Annotated in this window: 21 protein-coding genes; 17 read left to right on the top strand and 4 right to left on the bottom strand. The window is 43.4% G+C overall.

Going from position 1 to position 22679, the window contains the following annotated elements:
• Window position 1 precedes the first annotated feature (1 nt).
• Both hutI and hutC read right to left on the bottom strand, forming a co-directional pair.
• Window positions 2-1252: an imidazolonepropionase gene (hutI, locus tag C1S74_RS03765; protein WP_045402613.1), complete on the bottom strand. Its 1251-nt coding sequence runs from the start codon at window positions 1250-1252 to the stop codon at window positions 2-4.
• Window positions 1253-1371: 119 nt separating this feature from the next.
• The gene (gene hutC, locus C1S74_RS03760) at window positions 1372-2079 is read right to left on the bottom strand and encodes a histidine utilization repressor (RefSeq protein WP_045402611.1); all 708 of its coding nucleotides are present in this window, start codon (window positions 2077-2079) and stop codon (window positions 1372-1374) included.
• A gap of 198 nt (window positions 2080-2277) precedes the next feature.
• Here hutC and C1S74_RS03755 point away from each other — a divergent pair, with 198 nt between their 5' ends.
• The 17 genes from C1S74_RS03755 to pheT all read left to right on the top strand — a co-directional run bounded on the left by C1S74_RS03755 (window position 2278) and on the right by pheT (window position 20392).
• Complete coding sequence (locus C1S74_RS03755; RefSeq protein ID WP_045402606.1) at window positions 2278-3021, top strand: sporulation protein; 744 nt, start codon at window positions 2278-2280, stop codon at window positions 3019-3021.
• A gap of 304 nt (window positions 3022-3325) precedes the next feature.
• Entirely contained in the window at window positions 3326-5254 is a 1929-nt protein-coding gene (thrS, locus tag C1S74_RS03750) for a threonine--tRNA ligase (protein WP_038868651.1), read from the top strand.
• Between the two features lie 54 nt (window positions 5255-5308).
• Window positions 5309-5809, top strand: coding sequence for a translation initiation factor IF-3 (infC, locus tag C1S74_RS03745; RefSeq protein WP_038868650.1), 501 nt, complete (start codon window positions 5309-5311; stop codon window positions 5807-5809).
• Between the two features lie 117 nt (window positions 5810-5926).
• Complete coding sequence (rpmI, locus tag C1S74_RS03740) at window positions 5927-6121, top strand: 50S ribosomal protein L35 (RefSeq protein WP_009705876.1); 195 nt, start codon at window positions 5927-5929, stop codon at window positions 6119-6121.
• A 40-nt stretch (window positions 6122-6161) separates the two neighbouring features.
• Entirely contained in the window at window positions 6162-6515 is a 354-nt protein-coding gene (gene rplT / locus C1S74_RS03735) for a 50S ribosomal protein L20 (protein ID WP_004727974.1), read from the top strand.
• A gap of 104 nt (window positions 6516-6619) precedes the next feature.
• A protein-coding gene (locus tag C1S74_RS03730) for an IS3 family transposase (RefSeq protein ID WP_103415227.1) occupies window positions 6620-7791 on the top strand; the annotation gives its coding sequence in 2 pieces (ribosomal slippage) (window positions 6620-6902 and window positions 6902-7791; 1173 coding nt in all).
• Window positions 7792-8070: 279 nt separating this feature from the next.
• Entirely contained in the window at window positions 8071-8331 is a 261-nt protein-coding gene (locus C1S74_RS03725) for a nucleoside triphosphate pyrophosphohydrolase family protein (RefSeq protein ID WP_227741108.1), read from the top strand.
• Between the two features lie 306 nt (window positions 8332-8637).
• Window positions 8638-9018: a RidA family protein gene (locus C1S74_RS03715; protein ID WP_045401595.1), complete on the top strand. Its 381-nt coding sequence runs from the start codon at window positions 8638-8640 to the stop codon at window positions 9016-9018.
• A 10-nt stretch (window positions 9019-9028) separates the two neighbouring features.
• Window positions 9029-9418: a VOC family protein gene (locus C1S74_RS03710; RefSeq protein WP_045401593.1), complete on the top strand. Its 390-nt coding sequence runs from the start codon at window positions 9029-9031 to the stop codon at window positions 9416-9418.
• Window position 9419: 1 nt separating this feature from the next.
• Window positions 9420-9734, top strand: coding sequence for a heavy metal-binding domain-containing protein (locus C1S74_RS03705; RefSeq protein WP_038868645.1), 315 nt, complete (start codon window positions 9420-9422; stop codon window positions 9732-9734).
• A 635-nt stretch (window positions 9735-10369) separates the two neighbouring features.
• The gene (locus C1S74_RS03700; RefSeq protein ID WP_045401590.1) at window positions 10370-11179 is read left to right on the top strand and encodes a helix-turn-helix domain-containing protein; all 810 of its coding nucleotides are present in this window, start codon (window positions 10370-10372) and stop codon (window positions 11177-11179) included.
• 170 nt (window positions 11180-11349) lie between these two features.
• Window positions 11350-12138, top strand: a complete 789-nt coding sequence (locus tag C1S74_RS03695) for a TetR/AcrR family transcriptional regulator (RefSeq protein WP_045401587.1) — start codon at window positions 11350-11352, stop codon at window positions 12136-12138.
• Between the two features lie 205 nt (window positions 12139-12343).
• Window positions 12344-14725, top strand: coding sequence for an efflux RND transporter permease subunit (locus C1S74_RS03690; RefSeq protein ID WP_045401584.1), 2382 nt, complete (start codon window positions 12344-12346; stop codon window positions 14723-14725).
• Between the two features lie 26 nt (window positions 14726-14751).
• The gene (locus C1S74_RS03685) at window positions 14752-15543 is read left to right on the top strand and encodes an outer membrane lipoprotein-sorting protein (protein WP_045401581.1); all 792 of its coding nucleotides are present in this window, start codon (window positions 14752-14754) and stop codon (window positions 15541-15543) included.
• A gap of 9 nt (window positions 15544-15552) precedes the next feature.
• Complete coding sequence (locus C1S74_RS03680; protein WP_045401578.1) at window positions 15553-16734, top strand: hypothetical protein; 1182 nt, start codon at window positions 15553-15555, stop codon at window positions 16732-16734.
• Between the two features lie 250 nt (window positions 16735-16984).
• On the top strand, window positions 16985-17968 hold the full coding sequence (gene pheS / locus C1S74_RS03675; RefSeq protein WP_038868637.1) for a phenylalanine--tRNA ligase subunit alpha: 984 nt from the start codon (window positions 16985-16987) through the stop codon (window positions 17966-17968).
• A gap of 18 nt (window positions 17969-17986) precedes the next feature.
• Window positions 17987-20392: a phenylalanine--tRNA ligase subunit beta gene (pheT, locus tag C1S74_RS03670; protein WP_045401575.1), complete on the top strand. Its 2406-nt coding sequence runs from the start codon at window positions 17987-17989 to the stop codon at window positions 20390-20392.
• Between the two features lie 101 nt (window positions 20393-20493).
• Here pheT and C1S74_RS03665 read toward each other — a convergent pair whose 3' ends face one another.
• Window positions 20494-21219, bottom strand: a complete 726-nt coding sequence (locus tag C1S74_RS03665) for a metallophosphoesterase family protein (RefSeq protein ID WP_045401573.1) — start codon at window positions 21217-21219, stop codon at window positions 20494-20496.
• Between the two features lie 86 nt (window positions 21220-21305).
• A complete protein-coding gene (locus C1S74_RS03660; RefSeq protein ID WP_045401570.1) occupies window positions 21306-22184 on the bottom strand; it encodes an AEC family transporter in 879 nt (292 codons plus the stop codon).
• Window positions 22185-22679 lie beyond the last annotated feature (495 nt).

The raw sequence follows: 22679 nt of genomic DNA, 5'->3' as shown, positions 1-22679 counted from the left end.
ATCACAATCCTCCGTGTGAGACATACTCACCATTGACTATGCGACTAATCAAACGTTTTGTTCCTACTTGGTAGCTCAGGTCAGCAGGGTGGTCGATATCCCAAATTGAGAAGTCGCCATCAAACCCAACCTCAATCACGCCACGTGAGTCTCCATAACCCAATGCTTTTGCGGCATGTTGTGTGACACCACGCAACGCTTCTTGAGGCGTTAATCGAAAGAGGGTGCATGCCATGTTCATCATTAACGTTAGATCTGCAAATGGCGAAGTGCCAGGGTTGATGTCTGTGGCAATTGCCATTGGAACATTGTGTTGTCTAAGCAACTCGATTGGTGGCAATTGCTTCTCTCGTAGGAAGTAAAAAGCGCCTGGCAGTAATGTCGCAACGGTCGATGAATTTGAAAGCGCGAGCACACCTTGCTCGTCCAGGTATTCAATATGGTCGGCTGAGAGGCCGTTGTATCGTGTGGTTAGAGCGGTACCACCAAGATTTGAGAGCTGTTCAGTATGGCCTTTCACTCTCAAACCATATTGTGCAGCAGCCCGAAAGACACGCTCGGTTTGTGCCAGATTGAAGCCAATGGATTCACAAAATACGTCTACGCTGGTGGCGAGCTTTTCTTGAGCCACGAGAGGGATTATTTCCTCACAAACGTAGCCAATGTAGTCATCAGAACGATCTTGATACTCTGGTGGAAGTGCATGAGCGGCGAGCAGCGTTGTGGTGATTTTTACTTTGCGCTCATGCTCTAATGCTTTTGCTGCACGAAGCATCTTGATTTCATCTTGCAGTGTGAGTCCGTAACCAGACTTAACCTCGATAGAGGTAACACCGCTGGCGAGTAAGCCATCTAAACGTGGTAGGGCGAGTTCAATAAGTTGTTCTTCTGTTGCTGCGCGAGTGGCATGAACGGTGGAAAGAATACCACCACCTTGTTTCGCAATTTCTTTGTATGGTACGCCGTTAAGGCGCATTTCGAATTCGTTGGCGCGGCTGCCTGCGTAAACAAGATGCGTGTGGCAATCTACTAACCCTGGCATTAACAATTTGCCTTGAAGGTCGATGGTTTGCCCATATTGGGCTGGATTCAAAAGGGATTCGGTATGTTCGCTATCTTTACCTTGTTCTTTTGTGCTGATGGCGACAATTTTTCCTGATCGAATTCCCACACGAGCAATTGGAGTCGGCAAATATCCTTGTTCTCCTTCTTGCATGGTTACCAGTCGTGCATTTTCAATCAACAAATCCATTTCCACTCATCCCAATACTTACTTGATTAAATGTATATACAAATAAATAGGAGAAAAAAGCATCACTGACAAGACTAATGTTGCTGAAATGTGATCGAAACGAAGAAGTAATGCCTAGTTTACAATAGGATCTTAGAGCTTAATTTGTACTTATTACCTGGGTGATAAAGTAACGCTGTACTGACCAGTTTGTCTTGGCTCCATGTACGTCGGTTGAGCAGTAAACATGGTTCATCAGCTTGCATTTTAAGGTCTTGCTTAACGCGCCCATCTGGCGCAATGGCTTCTACGGTATGTTCAATTGCGCTGAGTGGGCAGTTATTAGAAAGGTACTGGTTTGGCGTCATAGAAGTAAAGTCTTGTTGAAGGTAACTCGGTGCGTATTGGCTGTTTATCCATCTGAGTTCCAGCTGAATTGGAGTCTGATCTTCATAGTGGATGATTTCACTGTAGAAGACGGTTGTACCAAGCATGACGCCCAATTTTATTGCGATGTCATCATCGGCTTTGATTGCGATTTGTTGCAACACTTCACTATGATGCTCTCGACCACGATTGCTGATCTCATCAGCAATGTTACGAATGTCTAGGAGAGGGGATTCAGACTTTTCTTCCGGGTCACAAACAAACGTCCCAAGGCGAGGACGACGTTGTAATTTGCCTTCGTTCACTAAGTCTCTAATGGCTTTATTTACCGTCATTCGACTGACTCCGAATTGTTCGGTCAGCTCAAACTCTGTCGCGATGCGATGCCCAACCATCCACTCTCCCGAATCAATTTTATCGAGGATAAATTGTTTGATTTGCTTATAAAGTGGCGCAGACATAGTGACTTCCTTTTAATTGACTATACAAATAGTGCGTAATCTATGTACAAATTGCAAATACCTAAACCTATTTTGTGAATGGATAAAAGGAATTAGTCCGCATTCTTGAGGTCTATTGCTTGCAGTACTTTCATCAGTTGTGTAAACAAAGGTTCTCCAAAACAAAATTAATAAAACAGGCAGTCACAAAGGAATTCCATGTTTAAAAAACTAAAAGCATCGCTTGGTATCGGCTCGGCAAAGGTAGATACGATTTTAGATGAGATGAGCGTTTATCAAGGTTCAACGTTACGTGGACACGTTCAAATTAAAGGTGGTGATGTAGAGCAACAAATCGATGCTATCACTATCAAACTGAATACTGAGATGAAAGTGGAAGCAGATGATAGCGTTAGCTACCAGACATTCACGATCGATCAATTGAAGGCGGTTGAACCTTTCATCATCCAACCGAATGAAGAAAAACAAGTGCCGTTCGAGTTAAAACTGCACGATGAAACGCCAATTACGGCAGTAAGCGCAATGAAAAACCAGTGCCACGTTTGGGTAGAAACCACATTAGACATCGGTTTTGCGATTGACCCACGCGATCGTGACTACATTGAAGTAAAGCCATTACCCACAGCATCACGAGTAATCGGCGCTATTGAGCAAGCTGGTTTTACTATGGTTAAAGCCGATGTAGAGAAGGGCTTCTTGCGTGGTAACACATTCTCGTCACGTTCGGGTATTTACCAAGAGCTAGAGTTCCGTAATAACGGCTTCGTTTCCACTAAAGAAATCGAATTGTCATTCATATTGGATGGTGCGACGCTCCATTGTTTAGCGGAGATCGACCGCTCATTTAGCATGTCTGGTGATCAGTATCGTTCATTCTCTTTACCTATTGATGCGACAGATTCACAGGTTGCAGCAGCAATTGCTCCGACTCTTAACCTGTAATCGTTTACTCTGCGGTTCTCATAAGCTCTGATGGAAGAGGGACGCTCACTATCAGAGCTATTTTCATTTTTAGATAGCGTCGATTTTTTATCAATATTATTGAGGCTCTCATTCACTGAACAATGAAGTTTCAGTGACAAATTGTAATCGCTCTTTGCATTCTAAATGTGAGCTAGGTACAATCCCTCTCTCGATATTGGTCCGGTATTCGTGTTACCGAGCGGCCTTTATCGATTCTCGAAAAATCTTCTAATTTGAATAACATGTGTTGCTTGGTGTGCAACACCACTGTAAAGGATATAGCATGCCTATTATTACTCTTCCTGACGGCAGTCAGCGTCAATTTGACAACCCAGTTTCTACTATGGAAGTTGCGCAATCGATCGGTCCTGGTCTTGCAAAAGCAACTATCGCTGGTCGTGTAAACGGTAACCGCGTTGATGCGTGTGACTTAATTGAAGAAGACGCAAGCCTTGAGATCATCACAGTTAAAGATGAAGTCGACGGTCTAGAAATCGTTCGCCACTCATGTGCTCACCTTCTTGGTCACGCTCTAAAGCAACTTTACCCGCAAGCTAAAATGGCGATCGGTCCAACCATCGACAATGGCTTCTACTACGACATCGACCTAGAAGAATCTCTAACGCAAGACGATCTTGAAAAGATTGAAAAGCGTATGAAAGAACTAGCGAAGACCAAGTACGAAGTTGTTAAGAAAAAGGTTAGCTGGCAGGAAGCACGTGATACATTTGAATCACGTGGCGAACCATACAAAGTGGAAATCCTAGACGAAAACGTATCTCGTGATGATCGTCCGGGTCTTTACCACCATGAAGAATACATCGACATGTGTCGCGGTCCTCACGTTCCTAACATGAGCTTCTGTCAACATTTCACTCTATTGAATGTTGCGGGTGCTTACTGGCGTGGTAACAGCGACAACAAAATGCTTCAACGTATCTACGGTACGGCTTTCCACGATAAGAAAGCACTGAAAGCGCACCTAACTCGCCTTGAAGAAGCAGCGAAGCGTGACCACCGTAAACTTGGTAAGCAATTAGACCTATTCCACATGCAACAAGAAGCACCAGGCATGGTGTTCTGGCATCACAATGGTTGGTCTATCTTCCGTGACCTTGAAGTATTTGTACGCTCTAAGCTAGACGAATACGGTTACCAGGAAGTAAAAGGTCCACTTATTATGGACCGTGTTCTTTGGGAACGTTCTGGTCACTGGGACAAGTACGCTGATGCGATGTTCACCACTTCTTCTGAAAACCGTGAATACGCACTGAAACCAATGAACTGTCCAGGTCACGTGCAGATCTTTAACCAAGGTCTAAAATCGTACCGTGATCTACCGCTACGTATGGCTGAGTTCGGTTCATGTCACCGTAACGAACCATCTGGTGCACTACACGGCATTATGCGTGTACGTGGTTTTACTCAGGATGACGCTCACATTTTCTGTACTGAGAGCCAAATTCAAGAAGAAGTAACAAATTGTATCAAGATGGTGTACGATACGTACCAAACATTTGGTTTCGACAACATCGTAGTGAAACTGTCTACTCGTCCAGAAAAACGTGTAGGTTCAGATGAAATCTGGGATCAATCTGAAGAAGCATTGAAACAGTCTCTAGAATCAATGGAAATTCCATACGAGATTCAAGAAGGCGAGGGTGCATTCTACGGTCCTAAGATTGAATTCACGCTATACGACTGTCTAGACCGTGCATGGCAGTGTGGTACTGTTCAGTTAGACTTCAACCTACCAGGTCGCTTAGGTGCAACTTACGTAGGTGAAAACAATGAACGTCTTGTTCCGGTGATGATTCACCGTGCAATTCTAGGTTCACTAGAGCGTTTCATTGGTATTCTTATCGAAGAATATGCCGGTTTCTTCCCAACTTGGTTGGCGCCAGAACAGGCAATTCTTATGAACATTACTGATAAACAGTCAGATTATGTTCAGGAAGTAGTACAAAAACTACAAAAAAGTGGAATTAGAGCTAAAGCGGACTTGAGAAATGAGAAGATTGGCTTTAAAATCCGCGAACACACTTTGAAGCGTGTACCGTATATGCTTGTTGTCGGTGACCAAGAAATGGAAGCTGGCGAAATCGCAGTACGTACTCGTAAAGGTAAAGATCTCGGCAAATTTAAAGTGGATGATTTCATTGCATACATCCAAGACGAGATTTCAAGCCGTAAGCTCAATCTGGAGGAATAAGCTATTAAAGGCGGAAGACGCGGCCAACAGCCGGTAAAACAAAACCCACACCGTATGAACGGTGAAATTCGTGGCGTTCGTGAAGTTCGACTAACTGGCGCTGACGGTGAATCAGTTGGTGTTGTATCGATTCAAGAAGCGATCGCAGCTGCTGAAGAAGCAGGCATGGATCTTGTGGAGATCAGTCCTAACGCTGAGCCGCCAGTCTGTCGTGTTATGGACTACGGCAAATTCCTCTTTGAGAAGAGCAAATCTGCTAAAGAGCAGAAGAAAAAGCAAAAACAGGTTCAGATTAAGGAAGTAAAATTCCGTCCTGGAACTGATATTGGAGACTATCAGGTAAAACTACGCAACCTGACGCGTTTCCTTGAAGAAGGCAACAAAGTGAAGGTAACAATTCGCTTCCGTGGCCGAGAAATGGCGCACCAAGACATCGGTGTTGACGTTCTTCATCGCTTAAAAGAAGACACTGTAGACTTTGCTGTAGTGGAATCTTTCCCAAGTCGAATCGAAGGTCGTCAGATGATCATGGTTCTAGCCCCTAAAAAGAAGTAATTAACGGCTCATCAAGTAATTAAGACCTGGCCGTTTCCCTTTTAAAGGTAAACGGTTGGGTTTTGTTCGCCCTAATTACGTTGTTTATTAAACCTACTCAATGCGGAGTTATTCATCATGCCTAAGATGAAAACCAACAAAGGTGCTGCTAAGCGTTTTAAGAAAACTGCTGGTGGTATTAAGTACAAGCACGCTACAAAACGTCACATCCTGACTAAGCGTACTACTAAGAACAAGCGTCAGCTACGTCCAAATGCAATTCTTCCACGTTGTGAAGTTGCTGCAGTTGTTCGTATGTTGCCATACGCTTAATTCTTTATAGTTATCAATCGTTTAGTTTAGGAGAAGCATAATGCCTCGCGTAAAACGTGGTGTACAAGCTCGTGCACGTCATAAGAAAGTTCTAAAACAAGCTAAAGGTTACTACGGTGCACGTTCTCGTGTTTACCGCGTAGCTTTCCAAGCAGTTACTAAAGCTGGTCAATACGCTTACCGTGACCGTCGCGCTAAGAAACGTCAATTCCGTCAACTATGGATTGCACGTATCAACGCAGCATCTCGTCAAAATGGTCTATCTTACAGCCGTTTCATCAACGGTCTTAAGAAAGCATCTATCGAGATCGACCGTAAGATCCTAGCGGACATCGCAGTATTCGATAAAGCAGCATTTGCTGTTCTAGTTGAAAAAGCGAAAGCTGCTCTTTAATTAGCAGTTTAGGATTAAGAAAAGGAGAGCATTAGCTCTCCTTTTTTATTGCTTTCTGATATGACCCCAATAAAGTAGACACTCAATATTGGAATTTGAGTGCGATGAAAGTAAAAACTGTCCGAAAACATTCAGAAGATTTCAAGAAACAGGCCGTACAGCAATCTTTAGATTCTCCTGATACCGTAAAATCAGTGGCGAAATCGTTAGGCATTTCCCCGAGTTTACTGTCCAAATGGAGGGCTGAAATGACCTCTCAAAAACATACATCACCCACTCTTCCCAACGTGGGACCAGAAAAATCAGTTGTTCAACTAGAAAAAGAAATTCGAAGGTTGAAAAAGCGTCTGGAAATGGCTGAGATGGAGAACGAATTCTTAAAGGAAGCGAAAGCTTACTTCAACAGCCTAAAAGAATAAGATTTGAATACATTCTAAAATATACGAGTGTCCAGCGACCAGTAATAAGGCTGTGCCGATGGCTAGATGTTTCTCCAGCTGGCTACTATAAGTGGCTCCATCGAAAGCCAAGTGAGCGTGAACAAAGAAATGAAAGTTTGCTCGACTTTTTGAAAAAGGAAAGTGATAGGCAGCATTGTATCCCCGGCTATCGAAAGCTGTGGGAAGCCGCGGTTGCTTTCGGTTTTATTTGCAATAAGAAGCGAGTTCAACGGCTATTACAGTTAGTAGGTTATCGTTCTAAAGCCAGTAAAAAGCGCCATGGTCGAGCTCCTAGGCAGAAAACACTGATGCCTGCGTACAATCTTCTTAATCGCCAATTTGACGTGAGTAAACCAAATCAAGTTTGGGCTTCTGATATAACTCAAGTTCGATGTAAGGAAGGTTGGAACTACCTTTGTGTCATATTGGATTTGTATTCGAGGAAGGTGGTGGGGTGGTCTACGAGTCGCATAAACAATGCTTATTTAGTGCTAAAAGCCTTGAGTAAGGCATGGAAGAGTCGTCTACCGGATGGAAGGGAGTTAATGTTTCATTCGGATCAAGGTGTTCAATATCGAGCGATAGAAACCTTACGATGGCTTAGGAAAAAGGCGATTACCGTGAGTATGTCGCGTAAAGGAAACTGTTGGGATAATGCTTGTTCAGAAAGTTTCTTTGCTCAATACAAAAAAGAGTGGATTAGCAATTTAGGAGAGGTATCCCGTCAGGAAATGACAATGCAAAGCCGACTTTATATCGATACGTATTACAATCCGGTAAGAAGGCATGGGACTCTAGGTGGAGTGAGCCCCATAGACTTTGAGCTAATGAATTAACCCTCCGTGTCTACTTTTAAGGGGTCATTCCACCACAAACTCTCCCATTTCCCATTTCCCATTTCCCATTTCCCATTACCCATTACCCATTTCCCGCTCATATCCCAACTCCGACCAAATCAGTTGCTCTAATGGCTGGATTTGCTATTTTTCCTCTACTCATCACGTCATGGATAAGGAGCATCTGTGTTACCGAGCTATTGGGAATATCGCCTTAAATCATTCTGTTATCTACTTATCGTAGGGTTTATTAGGATTACAAACAAAAAAGGATTAGAAATGGACATTCGACAACTACAAGCGCATATAAAAGAGTTTGATCACGACCCGGAACAGAAACAGCATTATTTCCTCAAACTGATTGAAGAAGTGGGTGAGTTGTCTGAATCGATTAGGAAAGACGCCACTGGACAACCGACAGAGGACACAATTAAAGGAACAATCGCGGAAGAACTCTACGACGTACGCGTATACCCAAATATCCTCAATGCGCTAGGTTCAGCGAGATTGCATTGGTTTGTAGACGCGGCGGCAATTTAAAGGTCTAGTGGTTCTAAATCGAAAATCGACAACAAAGTATACAAGCCAAGGCAACTCGCCCTTTGGGAGCGTGTCACTAACACTATTTCTTTGCCAAACAAAATGGAAATAGAAAGACTATTCCTCAAGTTGTTTGACTTTGAACTAGAGTCAGTGACAACGCTCTGGATCCTGCTCATTGAAGACGTTTGGGTATAATATGTTTGTGCATTAGCCAATGTTTATGAAGTAGATTTAGAAAAAACGCACGAAGTGAAAGAGATATTGAATAAACGGAAATACAACCGCTAGGGAAGGGGAGTCAAAATGGTTCAACGCATCAGTTACGAATTTTTGCCGCAAATTGCTGGTCCTTATGTCCATGCGGCAAGACATTGTGAGACCTTGTATGTTTCCGGATTGACAGCAATGGGCTCACCGAGCCAAAGTGAAAATCTAATCGAGCAAACAAAAACGATTCTGTCTTACTTATCGAAAATACTTGCGGAAGAACAAAGAGAGAAACGTGACCTCATCAAGCTGACGATATTTGTAACCGATATGAACCAATTGCCAGAGATTCGCTCGGTATTATTCGACTTCTATGAGGGCTATTTGCCGGCTTGTTCATTAGTCGAGGTGAGTCGTTTGATTCATCCTGACTTATTTATTGAGATAGAGGCAGTCATCTCATGTGAAGCATTATAGAGAGGGGCCAATGAAAATAAACCGATTGGATCACTTAGTCCTAACTGTTAAAAATATTCCAACCACGCTGGGTTTTTATATGCAGGTTCTTGGTATGGAAAGCATCACTTTTGGTGAAGGACGAGTAGCCTTGATTTATGGAAAGCAAAAAATAAATCTTCACCAACTAGGGAGCGAGTTTGAACCTAAAGCACGTCAAGTTGCTTCTGGCAGTGCTGATTTGTGTTTTATTACAGACACACCTATCTTGGATATTATCTCTCACCTTGAAGCTCATGCTATTGAGGTAATTGAAGGCCCCGTTCAACGAACCGGTGCAATTGGTAACATCCTATCTGTTTACATTCGAGACCCAGATGGTAACTTAATTGAGTTATCTAACTATCTTACTGAGGCTTAACATGATTTATTCAACAACCGAGACGATTCCAGGACGAGAAATCGCCGAGATAAAGGGTGTAGTAACGGGTAATGTGGTTCAATCTAAACACATTGGTCGAGACTTCATGGCGGGTCTAAAAAGTATCGTTGGCGGTGAAATTCGAGGTTATACCGAAATGATGACTGAAGCTCGCAATATCGCGATTCAACGTATGGTTGAAGATGCTGCGAATATGGGCGCTGATGCGGTGGTTGGCATCCGTTTTACAACTAGCTCGATTGTTGATGGATCTTCTGAAATTCTAGCGTTTGGAACGGCTGTGAAGCTCGTATAGTTGAAGAGGCTTTTGTCGTTTTAATACAGTGAAGATTGTTTTTTCGTTCGCTATTTTTTAGTTTCTCCCTGGTGTGGCATTCATGTCGGTGAGTTTGCCTCGCCATCTAGTATGAAAAGTCTGTCGACGTTGTTAATAAGTCCAAGACAACGTCGTTCCTAATTGGGTTCTCCTTCCTATCGTTTACATACCGATCATCATTTCGGGGTATTTATTGTATCCATTCGTTGCTTTGACATTTTGACTAAAGTGACTTCGATCGCACTGCGCTGCTAAACCTAATTGTGTTCACGAACTATCGTCTGACTGAATAATTATGCCTTTTGTGATGAATTGTTTTTAGGGCAAATGTTCTAACGCATGATGCTTGTTTGAGTAGTAAACTCTCGCCATATTTTTACTTTCTAGGATTTAATGCGACGAATAGCATTAAAGCTATGATGTTTATAATGTAATAAATTAGCTACGTATAATGAAACTGAATGCATTTTAAATGTCGCTATTAGTGTGGTAAATGTGAGTTTAAGTATATTAATTCAAAGTTTTCCTATAAAAATATGAACTTATGCCTTGCGAAGTAATTCTAAATTGTTACAAATACCATACAGCTGTAACATTACTAAAAGGAATTGTAGATGAGAGAACTCACTCCCGAGTACTTGTTGGCCGCATTAAGACAAGCGATAAAAACGAAAGGCCTAACATATCGAGAGCTATCAGAGAAAATGGGTATGCCTTTGTCCACTTTTAAACGTCATTTAACAAGTACTAACCTCGCTCTAGATAAACTGCTCGAGTACTGTCGAGCGATCGACTGTACTCTGGACGAGTTACAAAAACTCGCCAATCAACTACAAGCAGAAGATCAAGATTATTTCAGTCACACTCAAGACGAAGTGTTCTTCCAATTTCCCCACCTCTATGATTTTTATCGAGAGTTGAGAATGTTGCGTGGTAAAGATGGCTACACGATTCTAATGAAAAAGTATGACCTTTCTAAACAGACGATGCGCGACTATTTAGGAGCGTTGGAGCTCTTAGATCTTGTTTACGTTGATGAAGAAAATAACATCACATTGCATGGCCCGCTCTATTACAGTTATGCAGAAAACTCAAAGCTTAACGATAAATATACAGAGATCATCAAAGAGCAGACGACCACTCATGAGAAGTGTGTTCGTGTTGCATTATCTCGAATGAAAATTACTGAAGAACAATTACTTACATTAGAAGAACAGGTCGCGAACACTGTTCTCGATTTTCACTCCAAGAATGTCGTAGCAGAAAATTTCAATGTCTCCGATTTTACGAATGTCTTACTGGTTGCGGGACCACACCAACCTGTTACCTTCTCTGATGGCATAGTTCAAACTGATGGTAACTTTATTGAAGATATCCGTTGTGCGATCGCTTCGGCTGGGGATAAGCCAAGCTTATCAATATAACTAGTAGTTATTTTTAGTGATTTATAGATTCATACTTGAAATGTGTAATTGGTGAGCTAACATGACGATGTGTCAATTATGACGATTCGTCAGAAAGGTAATGAACTTTCTGCCAATCATATTCGTGTTACTATTCGTTAGCGTCACATGGGGATACGGATCAAAGAATTATGTTTAATTTTGGCTGCAAAAAGAATGACAAACAGGAAGACTGTCGCGTTGTTTCCGGCTTAACGAAGAAACAACAGGCGATTGCCGATCGTGAGGTAGAGTTGATTCAGCTTGCGAAGTCATTGGTGCAAGGGCAGGGGTTTGCAAATCTCACCATGGATAAGCTAACCGCAGCGAGCCCTTATTCAAAAGGGACCATCTACAACCATTTTTGTAGCAAAGAAGACGTGATTCTTGCTTTATGTATCCATTCATTGAAGAGTGAAGCCGTGTTCTTCGAGCGTACGGCAAACTTTGATGGCAATACTCGCGAGAAGATCATTGCGATGCATGTTGGGTATCGTATTTATGCTCGCATGGAGCCTGTATTATCAACGTGTGCAATTGTTGCTAAAACGCCGTGGGTGATAGAAAAAGCATCTCCAACGCGCCTTAACGAATTAAACCAGTTGGAAGAAGAAGTGATATCCGGTGCGGACGCTTTGGTAAACCATGCAGTAGAAGTAGGGGATCTTAAGTTTTCTCCAGCTGTTGGCTCAGATGCCATTGTGTTTGCTAACTGGTCTATTGCTTTTGGTTCTAATGCGCTGGCGCAAAATGCATCGAACAGTCGTTGTATCCAGCGTCTACAAGACCCCTTCTCTGTGCTTCACAATGCGAATATGTTACTTGATGGCCTTGGATGGTTGCCGCTCTCAACAGAGTGGGACTACCGTAAAACTTGGCGTCGAGTGGAGCAGGAATTGTTCAGTGAAGAAGTTGCATTCTTAGACTCAGTGAATCGCTGATACCCATGAATGCAAAAAACCAATCCAATAAAGATTGGTTTTTTAATCACACTATTTGACGGATCGTCAATAACGATTGTTTTTGCATCAATAATTTTAATAAAGGTGATGCAACAACAAGGTTTAAAGCGAATCTGGATCGAGAAACAGTGAAAGCTGCTTTTTTGCTCCGTCTTTTGACGAAACGTCACAAAGGGAGAGTGTGATGAAACACCGCCAAGCTCAACAAACTTCCACCGGACAATGGGGGAAGATTCCAACCAAGTACAGTATCTGGGTATTGCTGGCAACGGTATTACTCGTGATTGTCGCGACCATCGGAGGAAAGAATCTCTATTTCCGTGGTGACTATAATATCTTTTTTGATGGCACTAATAAGCAGTTGCTTGCCTTTGATGAAATTCAAACGACCTTTGCTAAAACCGATAACTTAGCCATTGTTATTGCACCGGATAACGATGGTGTCTTCACCCCTGAAACCCTCCAACTTGTCCAAAACTTAACGGTTGATTCATGGCAAGTCCCTTACTCAAGTCGTGTTGATTCGATTGCGAATTATCAACATACCGAAGCAATCGAAGATGATCTGCTTGTCGAAGACCTACTTTATGAAGACTATGAATTAACGCCGGCGCGCATTGCCAAAGTTAAGCACATTGCCTTGACGGAACCAGTGATTAAAAACGCTTTGATTTCTGAGAATGGCGACGTAACGATTGTAAACATCACGGTTCAATTGCCCGAAGTTGATAAGACCGCTGAAGTTCAAGAGGTGATGAATCACATCAATGGGATGATTGAGCAATACCAGCAGAACTACCCAAATGTCGAGTTTCATAAAGCAGGCATTATCGCAATGAACTACGCCTTTATGACGGCTGCGCAAGAAGACAGTTCTACGCTGGTCCCTACGATGTTGCTTGTTATTCTCGTGTTCCTAACCATTATGTTACGTTCCTTCTTGAGTGTGATTGCGACCTTGGTCGTGATTATCGGGTCCGTGATGGCAACTATGGGACTATCTGGTTGGGCAGGTATGTTCCTGAGTACGGCGACGGTCAATGTCCCAACTTTAGTCATGACACTCGCGGTTGCAGATTGTGTTCACGTTATCGCTACGATGCGTCAGTCTATGCAAAATGGATTTAGCAAAGCGCATTCGATAGAACGCAGTATTGCACTCAACTTCATGCCAATCCTTATTACTTCAGTAACAACGGCGATTGGCTTTCTGATGATGAATATGTCGGATTCTCCAGTGTTACGAGACTTCGGTAATTTGTCCGCACTGGGCGTCATGATTGCCTGTTTCTTATCCGTTACTTTGTTGCCTGCCTTATTAAAACTGTTACCGATACGAGTCAAACAAAATACATCGAAAAACGGTTCTGATTTTATGGATAAGCTAGGCGATTTTGTGGTGACAAATCGAAAAGCCTTGTTACCCCTTTCTGTTCTAGTGATCGTTGTCAGTGCGAGCTTAATCCCGCTAAACAAAGTGAATGATGAATCTGTGAAGTACTTTGATTCACGAAGCGATTTTCGCCAAGCCGCTGACTTTATGGAAGAGCGAATCAGTGGGATGACAAACATCAGTATTGCCATCAAAACTAATGAGTCGCAGGGAATAGCAGACCCAATATTTTTGAACTCGATTGGTAGTTTCACCGATTGGTTGCGTGCTCAGCCGGAAACTGATCATGTCGCAACTCTGGCGGATGTGTATAAGCGTTTAAATAAAAACATGCATGCCGACGATGATGATGCTTATTATTCACTACCACAAGATCGTGAATTAGCCGCGCAGTATTTGCTGCTTTACGAAATGTCACTGCCTTATGGGTTAGATCTCAACAATCAAATTAACGTTGATAAATCCTCAATTAAAATGGTTTTGACCGTCGATAACTTAGGCAGCGTTGAATTGGTTGACCTTGAGAATCGTATCTACGCTTGGTTTGCGGAAAACGCGCATCAATATGAAGTCGTTGCGTCGAGCCCTTCGTTGATGTTTGCCCACATTGGCGAAACCAACATGGCAAGTATGCTTTCTACCTTACCTATCACATTAGTGCTTATTTCTGCACTGCTCATCTTTGCGCTTCGCTCTCTCAAGTTAGGATTGATCAGCTTGGTGCCAAACATCGCACCAGCCGTGATTGGTTTTGGTTTATGGGCGCTGATTTCAGGAGAAATCAACCTAGGATTGTCTGTCGTAGTGACGTTGACACTCGGGATTGTGGTCGATGACGCTGTGCACTTTTTGTCAAAATATCAACGCGCACGTAAAGAAGGGCAAACTGCCGAGCAAGCGGTTAGATATGCGTTCCACACGGTGGGGCGAGCACTTTGGATAACGACTGTCGTTTTAGTCGCAGGTTTCTCTGTTTTGGCAATGTCGAGCTTCCGTTTGAATGCTGACATGGGCCAACTGAGTGCGATAGTCATCTTTATTGCCTTAGTTGTGGATTTCTTATTCCTACCAACGTTATTGATGTTATTCGATAAAGAAGCTTATGCCCAAAGCAAGGCAATAAATAACCCCGATACGGACTCACAGAAAAGTGTTACGGCAACTCAGTTGTAATTCTGAAAACAGACAAGGATAGAATGATGAATTTACTCAATACGCGATTGAAAGTAGCGTTAATAGCAGCCTCTTTTCTCATGACGCCATTTTCTTGGGCTGACGAAGCCAAAGGTTTGGAAATTGCACAAGAACGCAAGGTTCGTGACGAAGGTTGGCGTGATTCTGTTGCGACAATGCAAATGATCCTGCGAAATGCTCAAGGGGAAAGCAGTACCCGAGCGATGCGCTTGAAGTCTCTTGAGGTAGTTGATGATGGTGACAAAGGGTTAACCATTTTTGATGAGCCACGAGATGTAAAAGGTACCGCTTTCCTTAATCATTCACATACAGTGGGTTCCGATGACCAATGGCTCTATCTACCTGCATTAAAGCGCGTCAAACGTATTGCATCACGTAATAAGTCGGGGCCATTTATGGGCAGTGAGTTTGCGTACGAAGATCTAAGTTCGTTTGAAATCGAGAAGTATCGATTTAACTATCTCAAGGATGACGCTATCAACGGGCAAGATACGTTTGTTTTAGAGCAAATTCCAACCGATAAAAATTCAGGTTACACCAAGCAAGTAGTGTGGTTGGACAAAGCGCATTATCGTCCAATGAAAGTAGAGTTCTATGACCGTAAAGGCGCGCTACTTAAGACTTTGGTTTTCTCTGATTACAAACAGTACTTAAATCAATATTGGCGTGCGCACACGATGGCGATGACCAATCACCAGACCGGCAAAAGTACTGAGCTGACAACAAGTGAGTTAACGTTCCAAACTGGATTAAAAGACACCGATTTCAACAAAAACATACTTAAGCGCGTTAAGTAAGGAGATCGAATGAGTAGGGTAAACATGGCCAGTATGATATTCGCTGGCCTAACCACTATGCCTCTCTCTGGCTCTTTATTGGCGGTTGAGTTAGCAGGACAGGTCAACATCGAGCATCGTCAGTTTTTCTCCGATGGTGCTCAGGGGCAGGGGAAAGGACAAACTTCACTGGTCTTGCAGCCGGAGTTTTACTGGGACCTACAAGATGGGGAAGCCAGTTTCACGTTCACTCCCTTTTATCGTTTAGACAGTATGGATGACGAGCGGACTCATGGTGATATTCGCGAAGCGTTGTATTTAACTTATTGGGATGACTACGAGCTACGTGTCGGCATCAGTAAAGTCTTCTGGGGTGTGACTGAGTCAGCACATTTGGTTGATGTCATAAACCAAGTCGATGCGGTAGAAGCCGTTGATGGTGAAGATAAACTCGGTCAACCCATGGTCCACTTTACGTCAGTCAAAGACTGGGGAGTAGTCGATGCCATGGTGTTGCCTTATTTTCGCGAACGAACATTTGCAGGCAAAGATGGACGTTTGAGAATTGAACCAGTGGTCTCTGATGATGCGATCTACGAATCTAGCCGAGAAGAAAAGCATGTTGATGTTGCTTTCCGGTATGCGCAGATGTTTGGGGATTGGGATGTTGGCTTGAGCTATGTCTACGGAACAAACCGTGACCCGTATTTTCGGTTTGAGCAAGGGGAGTTAAAACCTTACTATGCCCTAATGAGCCATGTCGGTCTTGATGTTCAAGGTATCGTCGGTGACTGGCTCTGGAAGTTGGAAAGTGTTTATCGTGACAGTTATGATAATCATGTCGGTGCTGTCACAGGTTTTGAGTACACGATAGTTGGTGCATTCGAAACGGCTTGGGATTTGGGTATTATTGGTGAGTATCTTTATGATAGTCGAGGCAATAATGCACAAAACATCGGACAAAATGATGTGTTTGTGGGTATTCGATTGGCGCTGAATGATGAAGATGGAACTGAAATATTAACGGGTATCACCCAAGATCTCGATAATTCAGATGTGTATAACGCGAAACTGGAAGCTTCCAGCCGTATTTCAAATCATTTTAAATGGCAGATAGATGCATGGTTGTTTAAAAACGAAACGCCTACCGATCTGCTTTACTTCGCCAGAGACGATGACTTTATCGAGCTATCCATTCAATACTATTTTTAGCATTGTCGACTAACCTAAAGTGTTTTTACTTGGGGACGAAACTGCGGTATTTATGCGCAAAGCAGCAAGCCATAATCCTAGGGATTTACGTGCGAAGCTGCTTTTTTTGCGTTTTTGTGTTCTTTTTATTCAATAACCTCTTCTTTTCATAATTCAATTTGGCTTTGGTGGCGGGTTTGGCTACTATGTACAGCTATCAAAAAACCAATCACTCCCTTATGGATACTACCAATAGGTAGATGAGGAAACGATGCAACATCTAGAAGAGATCATTGCTAACGCGAGTGCAGCAATTGAAGCCGCAGAATCGCTAGTCGTACTTGATGAAGTGCGTGTTCAGTATCTAGGTAAAAAAGGTGAGCTAACTGCTCAGCTTCAAAGCCTAGGTAAACTACCACCAGAAGAGCGCCGTGAAGCGGGTCAAGAGATCAACAAAGCGAAAGGCGTAGTTCAGCAAGCTATCGCAGCCCGTAAAGATGCACTACAACGTGCAGAACTTGAAGCGAAGCTAGCAGCAGAAACGATTGACGTAACACTACCAGGTCGTCGTATCGAGAACGGTGGTCTACACCCAGTTACTCGTACTGTTGAGCGTATTGAAAAGTTCTTTGGTGAACTTGGCTTTAATACTGAGTCTGGTCCAGAAATCGAAGATGCATTCCACAACTTTGATGCACTAAACATTGCCGCTGATCACCCAGCGCGTACTGACCACGATACTTTCTTCTTCAACCCTGATTTGATGCTTCGTACTCACACGTCTGGCGTACAGATCCGTACAATGGAAAATGGCAAACCACCATTCCGTTTCATTGCACCGGGCCGTGTATACCGTAACGATTACGACCAAACGCACACGCCAATGTTCCACCAAGTGGAAGGCATGTTAGTTGATGAGAACGTGAACTTCGCTCAACTAAAAGGCATTCTGCACGACTTCCTATGTAACTTCTTTGAAGAAGAAGTAGAAGTTCGTTTCCGTCCATCTTATTTCCCATTTACAGAGCCTTCGGCTGAAGTAGACGTAATGGGTAAAAACGGCAAATGGCTTGAAGTTCTAGGCTGTGGCATGGTTCACCCGAACGTACTACGCAGTGTAGGCATCGATCCTGAGAAATACTCTGGTTTTGCATTCGGTATGGGTGTAGAGCGTCTAACGATGCTTCGTTACGGCGTAAACGACCTACGTGCGTTCTTCGAGAACGACCTTCGTTTCCTAAAACAGTTCAAGTAATCCAGGGGATAAATCACTATGAAATTCAGCGAATCATGGCTTCGTGAGTGGGTTAGTCCTTCGATTACCACTGACGAACTAACTCACCAAATTACAATGGCGGGTCTAGAAGTTGACGACGTACTGCCAGTTGCAGGTTCGTTCAACGGCGTTAAAGTTGGTCACGTTGTTGAATGTGGTCAGCACCCAGATGCAGACAAGCTACGTGTAACGAAAGTAGATGTTGGTGAAGAAGAGCTTCTAGACATCGTTTGTGGTGCATCTAACTGTCGCTTGGGTATTAAAGTTGCAGTAGCAACAGTCGGCGCTGTACTACCAGGCGATTTCAAAATCAAAAAAGCGAAACTACGTGGTCAACCATCACACGGCATGCTTTGTTCATTCACTGAACTAGGTATTGACGTAGAATCTGATGGCATCATGGAACTAGCAGAAGACGCAGTAATCGGTGCCGATTTCCGTGAATTCCTAGGTCTAGATGACGTAACAGTTGATGTAGATCTAACGGCAAACCGCGCGGACTGTTTCAGCATTCGCGGTATGGCACGTGAAGTAGGTGTACTCAACCGTGCAGACGTAACAGAGCCTTCAGTAGACGTTGTTGCACCTTCAATCGAAGACAAAGTGTCTATCGAAGTGAAAGCTCCAGCTGCGTGTCCACGTTATCTAGGTCGTGTGGTTAAGAACGTAAACGTTCAAGCTGAAACGCCACTATGGATGCAAGAGAAATTGCGTCGTTGTGGTATTCGCTCTATCGACCCTGTTGTAGACATCACTAACTACGTGCTTCTAGAACAAGGCCAACCAATGCACGCATTCGATCTAGCGAAGATCGAGGGTGGCATCGTAGTTCGTATGGCTGAGCAAGGTGAGAAGTTAACTCTTCTTGACGGCAGCGAAGCAGAACTAAACGCAGATACACTAGTAGTAGCAGACCACAACAAAGCACTTGCAATCGCAGGTATCTTTGGTGGTGAGGAGTCTGGTGTAACAACAGAAACTAAAGACGTTCTACTCGAATGTGCATTCTTTGCACCTGACCACATCCGTGGCCGCGCACGTAGCTACGGTCTGCATACAGATTCTTCTATGCGTTTTGAGCGTGGTGTGGATTACGCACTGCAAGTAAACGCAATGGAACGTGCAACAGAGCTTCTTGTTGAAATCTGTGGCGGTGAAGTTGCACCTGTTGTTGCTGTAGAGTCTGAAGCAGACCTACCTAAGCCAAACAAAGTTGCTCTACGCCGTACTAAACTAGACAACCTACTAGGTCATCACATTGTTGATGCTGACGTAGTAGAAATCCTAGAGCGCCTAGGTTTGACTGTTGAAGCTTCAGAAGAAGGTTGGATGGCAGTAGCGCCAACATGGCGTTTCGATATCGCTATCGAGCAAGACCTGATTGAAGAAGTTGGCCGTATTTACGGTTACGACAACATCCCTAACCAACACCCAGCAGCAGCGCTTAAGATGCATAACCACGTTGAAGCGGATCTTCCACTGAAACGCGTTCGTGATCTTCTTGTTGACCGTGGTTACCACGAAGCCATTACATACAGCTTCGTTGAGCCAGAGCAACAAAAGCTAGTTGTTCCAGGTGTTGAGCCGCTAATCCTGCCATTCCCAATTTCAGCGGATATGTCAGCGATGCGTCTTGGTCTTATCCAAGGTCTGCTGAACACGGTTGTTCACAACCAGAAACGTCAACAGCCACGCGTTCGTCTATTCGAATACGGCCTACGTTTCATCCCATGTGAATCTGCAGAAAACGGTATGCGCCAAGAGCCAATGCTTGCAGGTGTTATCGCTGGTACTCGCGGTGAAGAGCACTGGGATATCGAAACTAACACTGTTGATTTCTTCGATCTTAAGGGCGATCTAGAAGCGATTCTAGAGCTATCTGCGAACGAAAAAGCATACTCTTTCGCTGCACTGTCACATGAAAGCAAAAAAGCTAACCCAGCACTTCACCCAGGTCAATCTGCGACAATCATCGTAGATGGCAAAGAAGTGGGTGTGATCGGTACAGTTCACCCTGAGCTTGAGCGTAAGTTCGGTCTAAACGGTCGTACTATCGTATTCGAAATCGAATGGTCTGCAATCAACAGCAAAGTGATCCCAGAAGCGGTAGCACTTTCTAAATTCCCTTCAAACCGTCGTGATATCGCGGTAGTCGTGGACGAGGCTGTTGCATCTGGTGACATCGTTAACGCTTGTCTAGAGCAAGGTGGCGAGTTCCTTAAAGATGCGAAACTGTTCGACGTTTACGTAGGTAAAGGCGTTGAAGAAGGTAAGAAGAGCCTAGCAATAGCTCTGACTCTACAGTCACTAGAGCGTACGCTTGAAGACGCAGATATCGCTGGTGCGGTTGACGCTATCGTTGCTCACGTTTCTGAGAAGTTTGGTGCGTCTCTACGTGACTAATCTCGCGTAACGTATCTTCTTAAGAAATGAAAACCCTGCCAGTTTGGCAGGGTTTTTTGTATTTTTGTAATAGGGAATAGGGAATAGGGAATAGGGAATAGCTAGAGCCAAATTGTCTCCACGTTGATCCTTTCATCTTCAAAGCAAATCTTACTCACACCAATCTTTTCACTTCGGTTGTATTCGTCAATACTGTGGTCAAAGCCGTAAGCGGTGGCGGGGGCCATATGTTGAGTCACACCTTGTTTCGTCACCGTTAGTGCATCATGACCATGCCCGCAAATTACATCTTGAACTCGATGCTTAGTCAAAAGCGCAAGTAAGCTTGCATCGTTCTCCAAACAAATCGCTTTCATCCAGTCTGAGCCGACAGGAATAATGGGATGGTGGACAACGACAATCGGGTTGGTTGCATGACGAAGCTGCCGTTTAAAGCGGGCTACTCCACGGTTATCAACTCGGCCAGAGCCAAGAGGATGGTGTTCATCTAATGGTTTAGCGCTCGAATCTAAAAACAATACTTCTCGCCCATGAATTTCCGCTTTTTCAACAACATCAACGCTGCTATCACGAAATTCTTCTTTCATTAGGATGAAGTCATCATGGTTGCCTGCAATGGCATAAACGTGTTTGTTTTGGATATGTTTATTTAAGAACGCAAGCAAAGCTTGATAGTCGCTAGCCCTAGGGTTGCAACATAGGTCTCCAGTCAGTAAGAGAGTGTCACAGGTTGTTTCATTTTGAGCCGTGTTAAGGGCTTTGCGAAGGCGGTTAAAGCTGGATTCATCGCTTAAGTGGCAATCACTAATTTGGATAACGGTACGCACGATTATGAAATAGCCTGACATTCTATTGAGTTATTGGTGCAGTGTAACATTGTTAATCGCTGTGTGGTCCGCGATCTTTGATGCCTTTATGTTAATGAAAGCGTAAACATTAACAGTAATGGTAGCGTGAGAATGCTAAAGAAGTTACCAAATAGCACCATAGAGGCGACGGTCATTGGTTCTATGTTCAATCGTTCGGCAAAAAGATAATTCATCACTGCTGGTGGCAACATTGTAAATAGCACCATCATTTGCAATTGCATGGTTGGAAGTGGGATAAGCCAATAAATTACCGCAAAGGCGACCGCACCAGTTAACAACGACTGCACTGTACAAAGCAACCCTACTTTCAAACCACCAAGTCTTAAGTTACACATCTGAGCGCCCAGAGAAAGCAGCATGACAGGGACAGCGGCTTGTCCAAGTAAAGCGGTCGCTTCGTAAAATGGTGGCCAAACGTTGAATCCAGAAAGGTTGATGATGAGTGCTAAAGCAGCAGAGATAAAAATAGGCATTTTAAACATTTGCTTCAATGGGTTACCACTACTTAGAAGCATCACGCCCAAACTGATATGTAAACAGGCAGAAACCACAAACAACAATACTGCTGAAGGGAGAGCTAGCTCGCCAAAAGTATAGGTGAACAACGGAATTGCAAGGTTTCCGCTATTTCTAAACATATGTGGTGGTGCCCACGCTTTGAAAGAGAGTCCTGTTAACTTGGCTATGGGTAGCATGAGTAATCCAGGAACGATAACAGTAATAATTGCGGCCAGTAGTAGGGGGACTTGCCCAATATCAAGAGGCATACTGACCAAAGACGAAAAGACCAATGCAGGAGTAAACACATCCATGTTGATGCGATTGATCGGCCGAAAATCTGGTTTGATATAACGTCCGACTAAATAACCCGCACAAGCTAAAGCAAAAACAGGGAACAGAATACTGATGACTTGGTGAAACATTGGGCGCTCTGAACGGGAGTTATTTATTTGCAAACAGTACCAATGTTTCTCTATGTCGTCATTGCTATCTCATCAGAATATTGGCACTGTTCAAGCTTTCTTTTTATGGAAAAACCAGCAGTATCTGCATTAAAGGTAACCTGAATAGTACTGGTCAGATCTATATTGCTCATCACTCAAACCACTGAAAAATTGGAAAGTTTTTTGTCAATTGTTTGTAAAGTGACCAGTATCTGACATTTTTGTTAAATAGTGATTAATGTTGCTTTTTGTTTTTAAACTAGTAATTTGAACTGGATATTTTTCCTTGAAAAGAGAGAATTAAAGTAAAATCTCGAAATATTGGTGGGTAAAGTAGCTTCCTCTTCCAGTGAACGATATATTAGCAAAGAAAAAAGTTGGCGAAAATCATAAGCTTGGCATACACTTCCTGATGTAACCCCGATATGTTGTTGAATTGGTAGGGTAAAACTGCTCTGGCGCTACACATAAGGT

Origin of the sequence: Vibrio hyugaensis (assembly GCF_002906655.1) — a bacterium.
In the GTDB taxonomy this organism is placed as follows: domain Bacteria; phylum Pseudomonadota; class Gammaproteobacteria; order Enterobacterales; family Vibrionaceae; genus Vibrio; species Vibrio hyugaensis.
The sequence above is the reverse complement of the archived record's forward strand: the minus strand, read 5'-3'. Positions and strand labels throughout refer to the sequence as shown.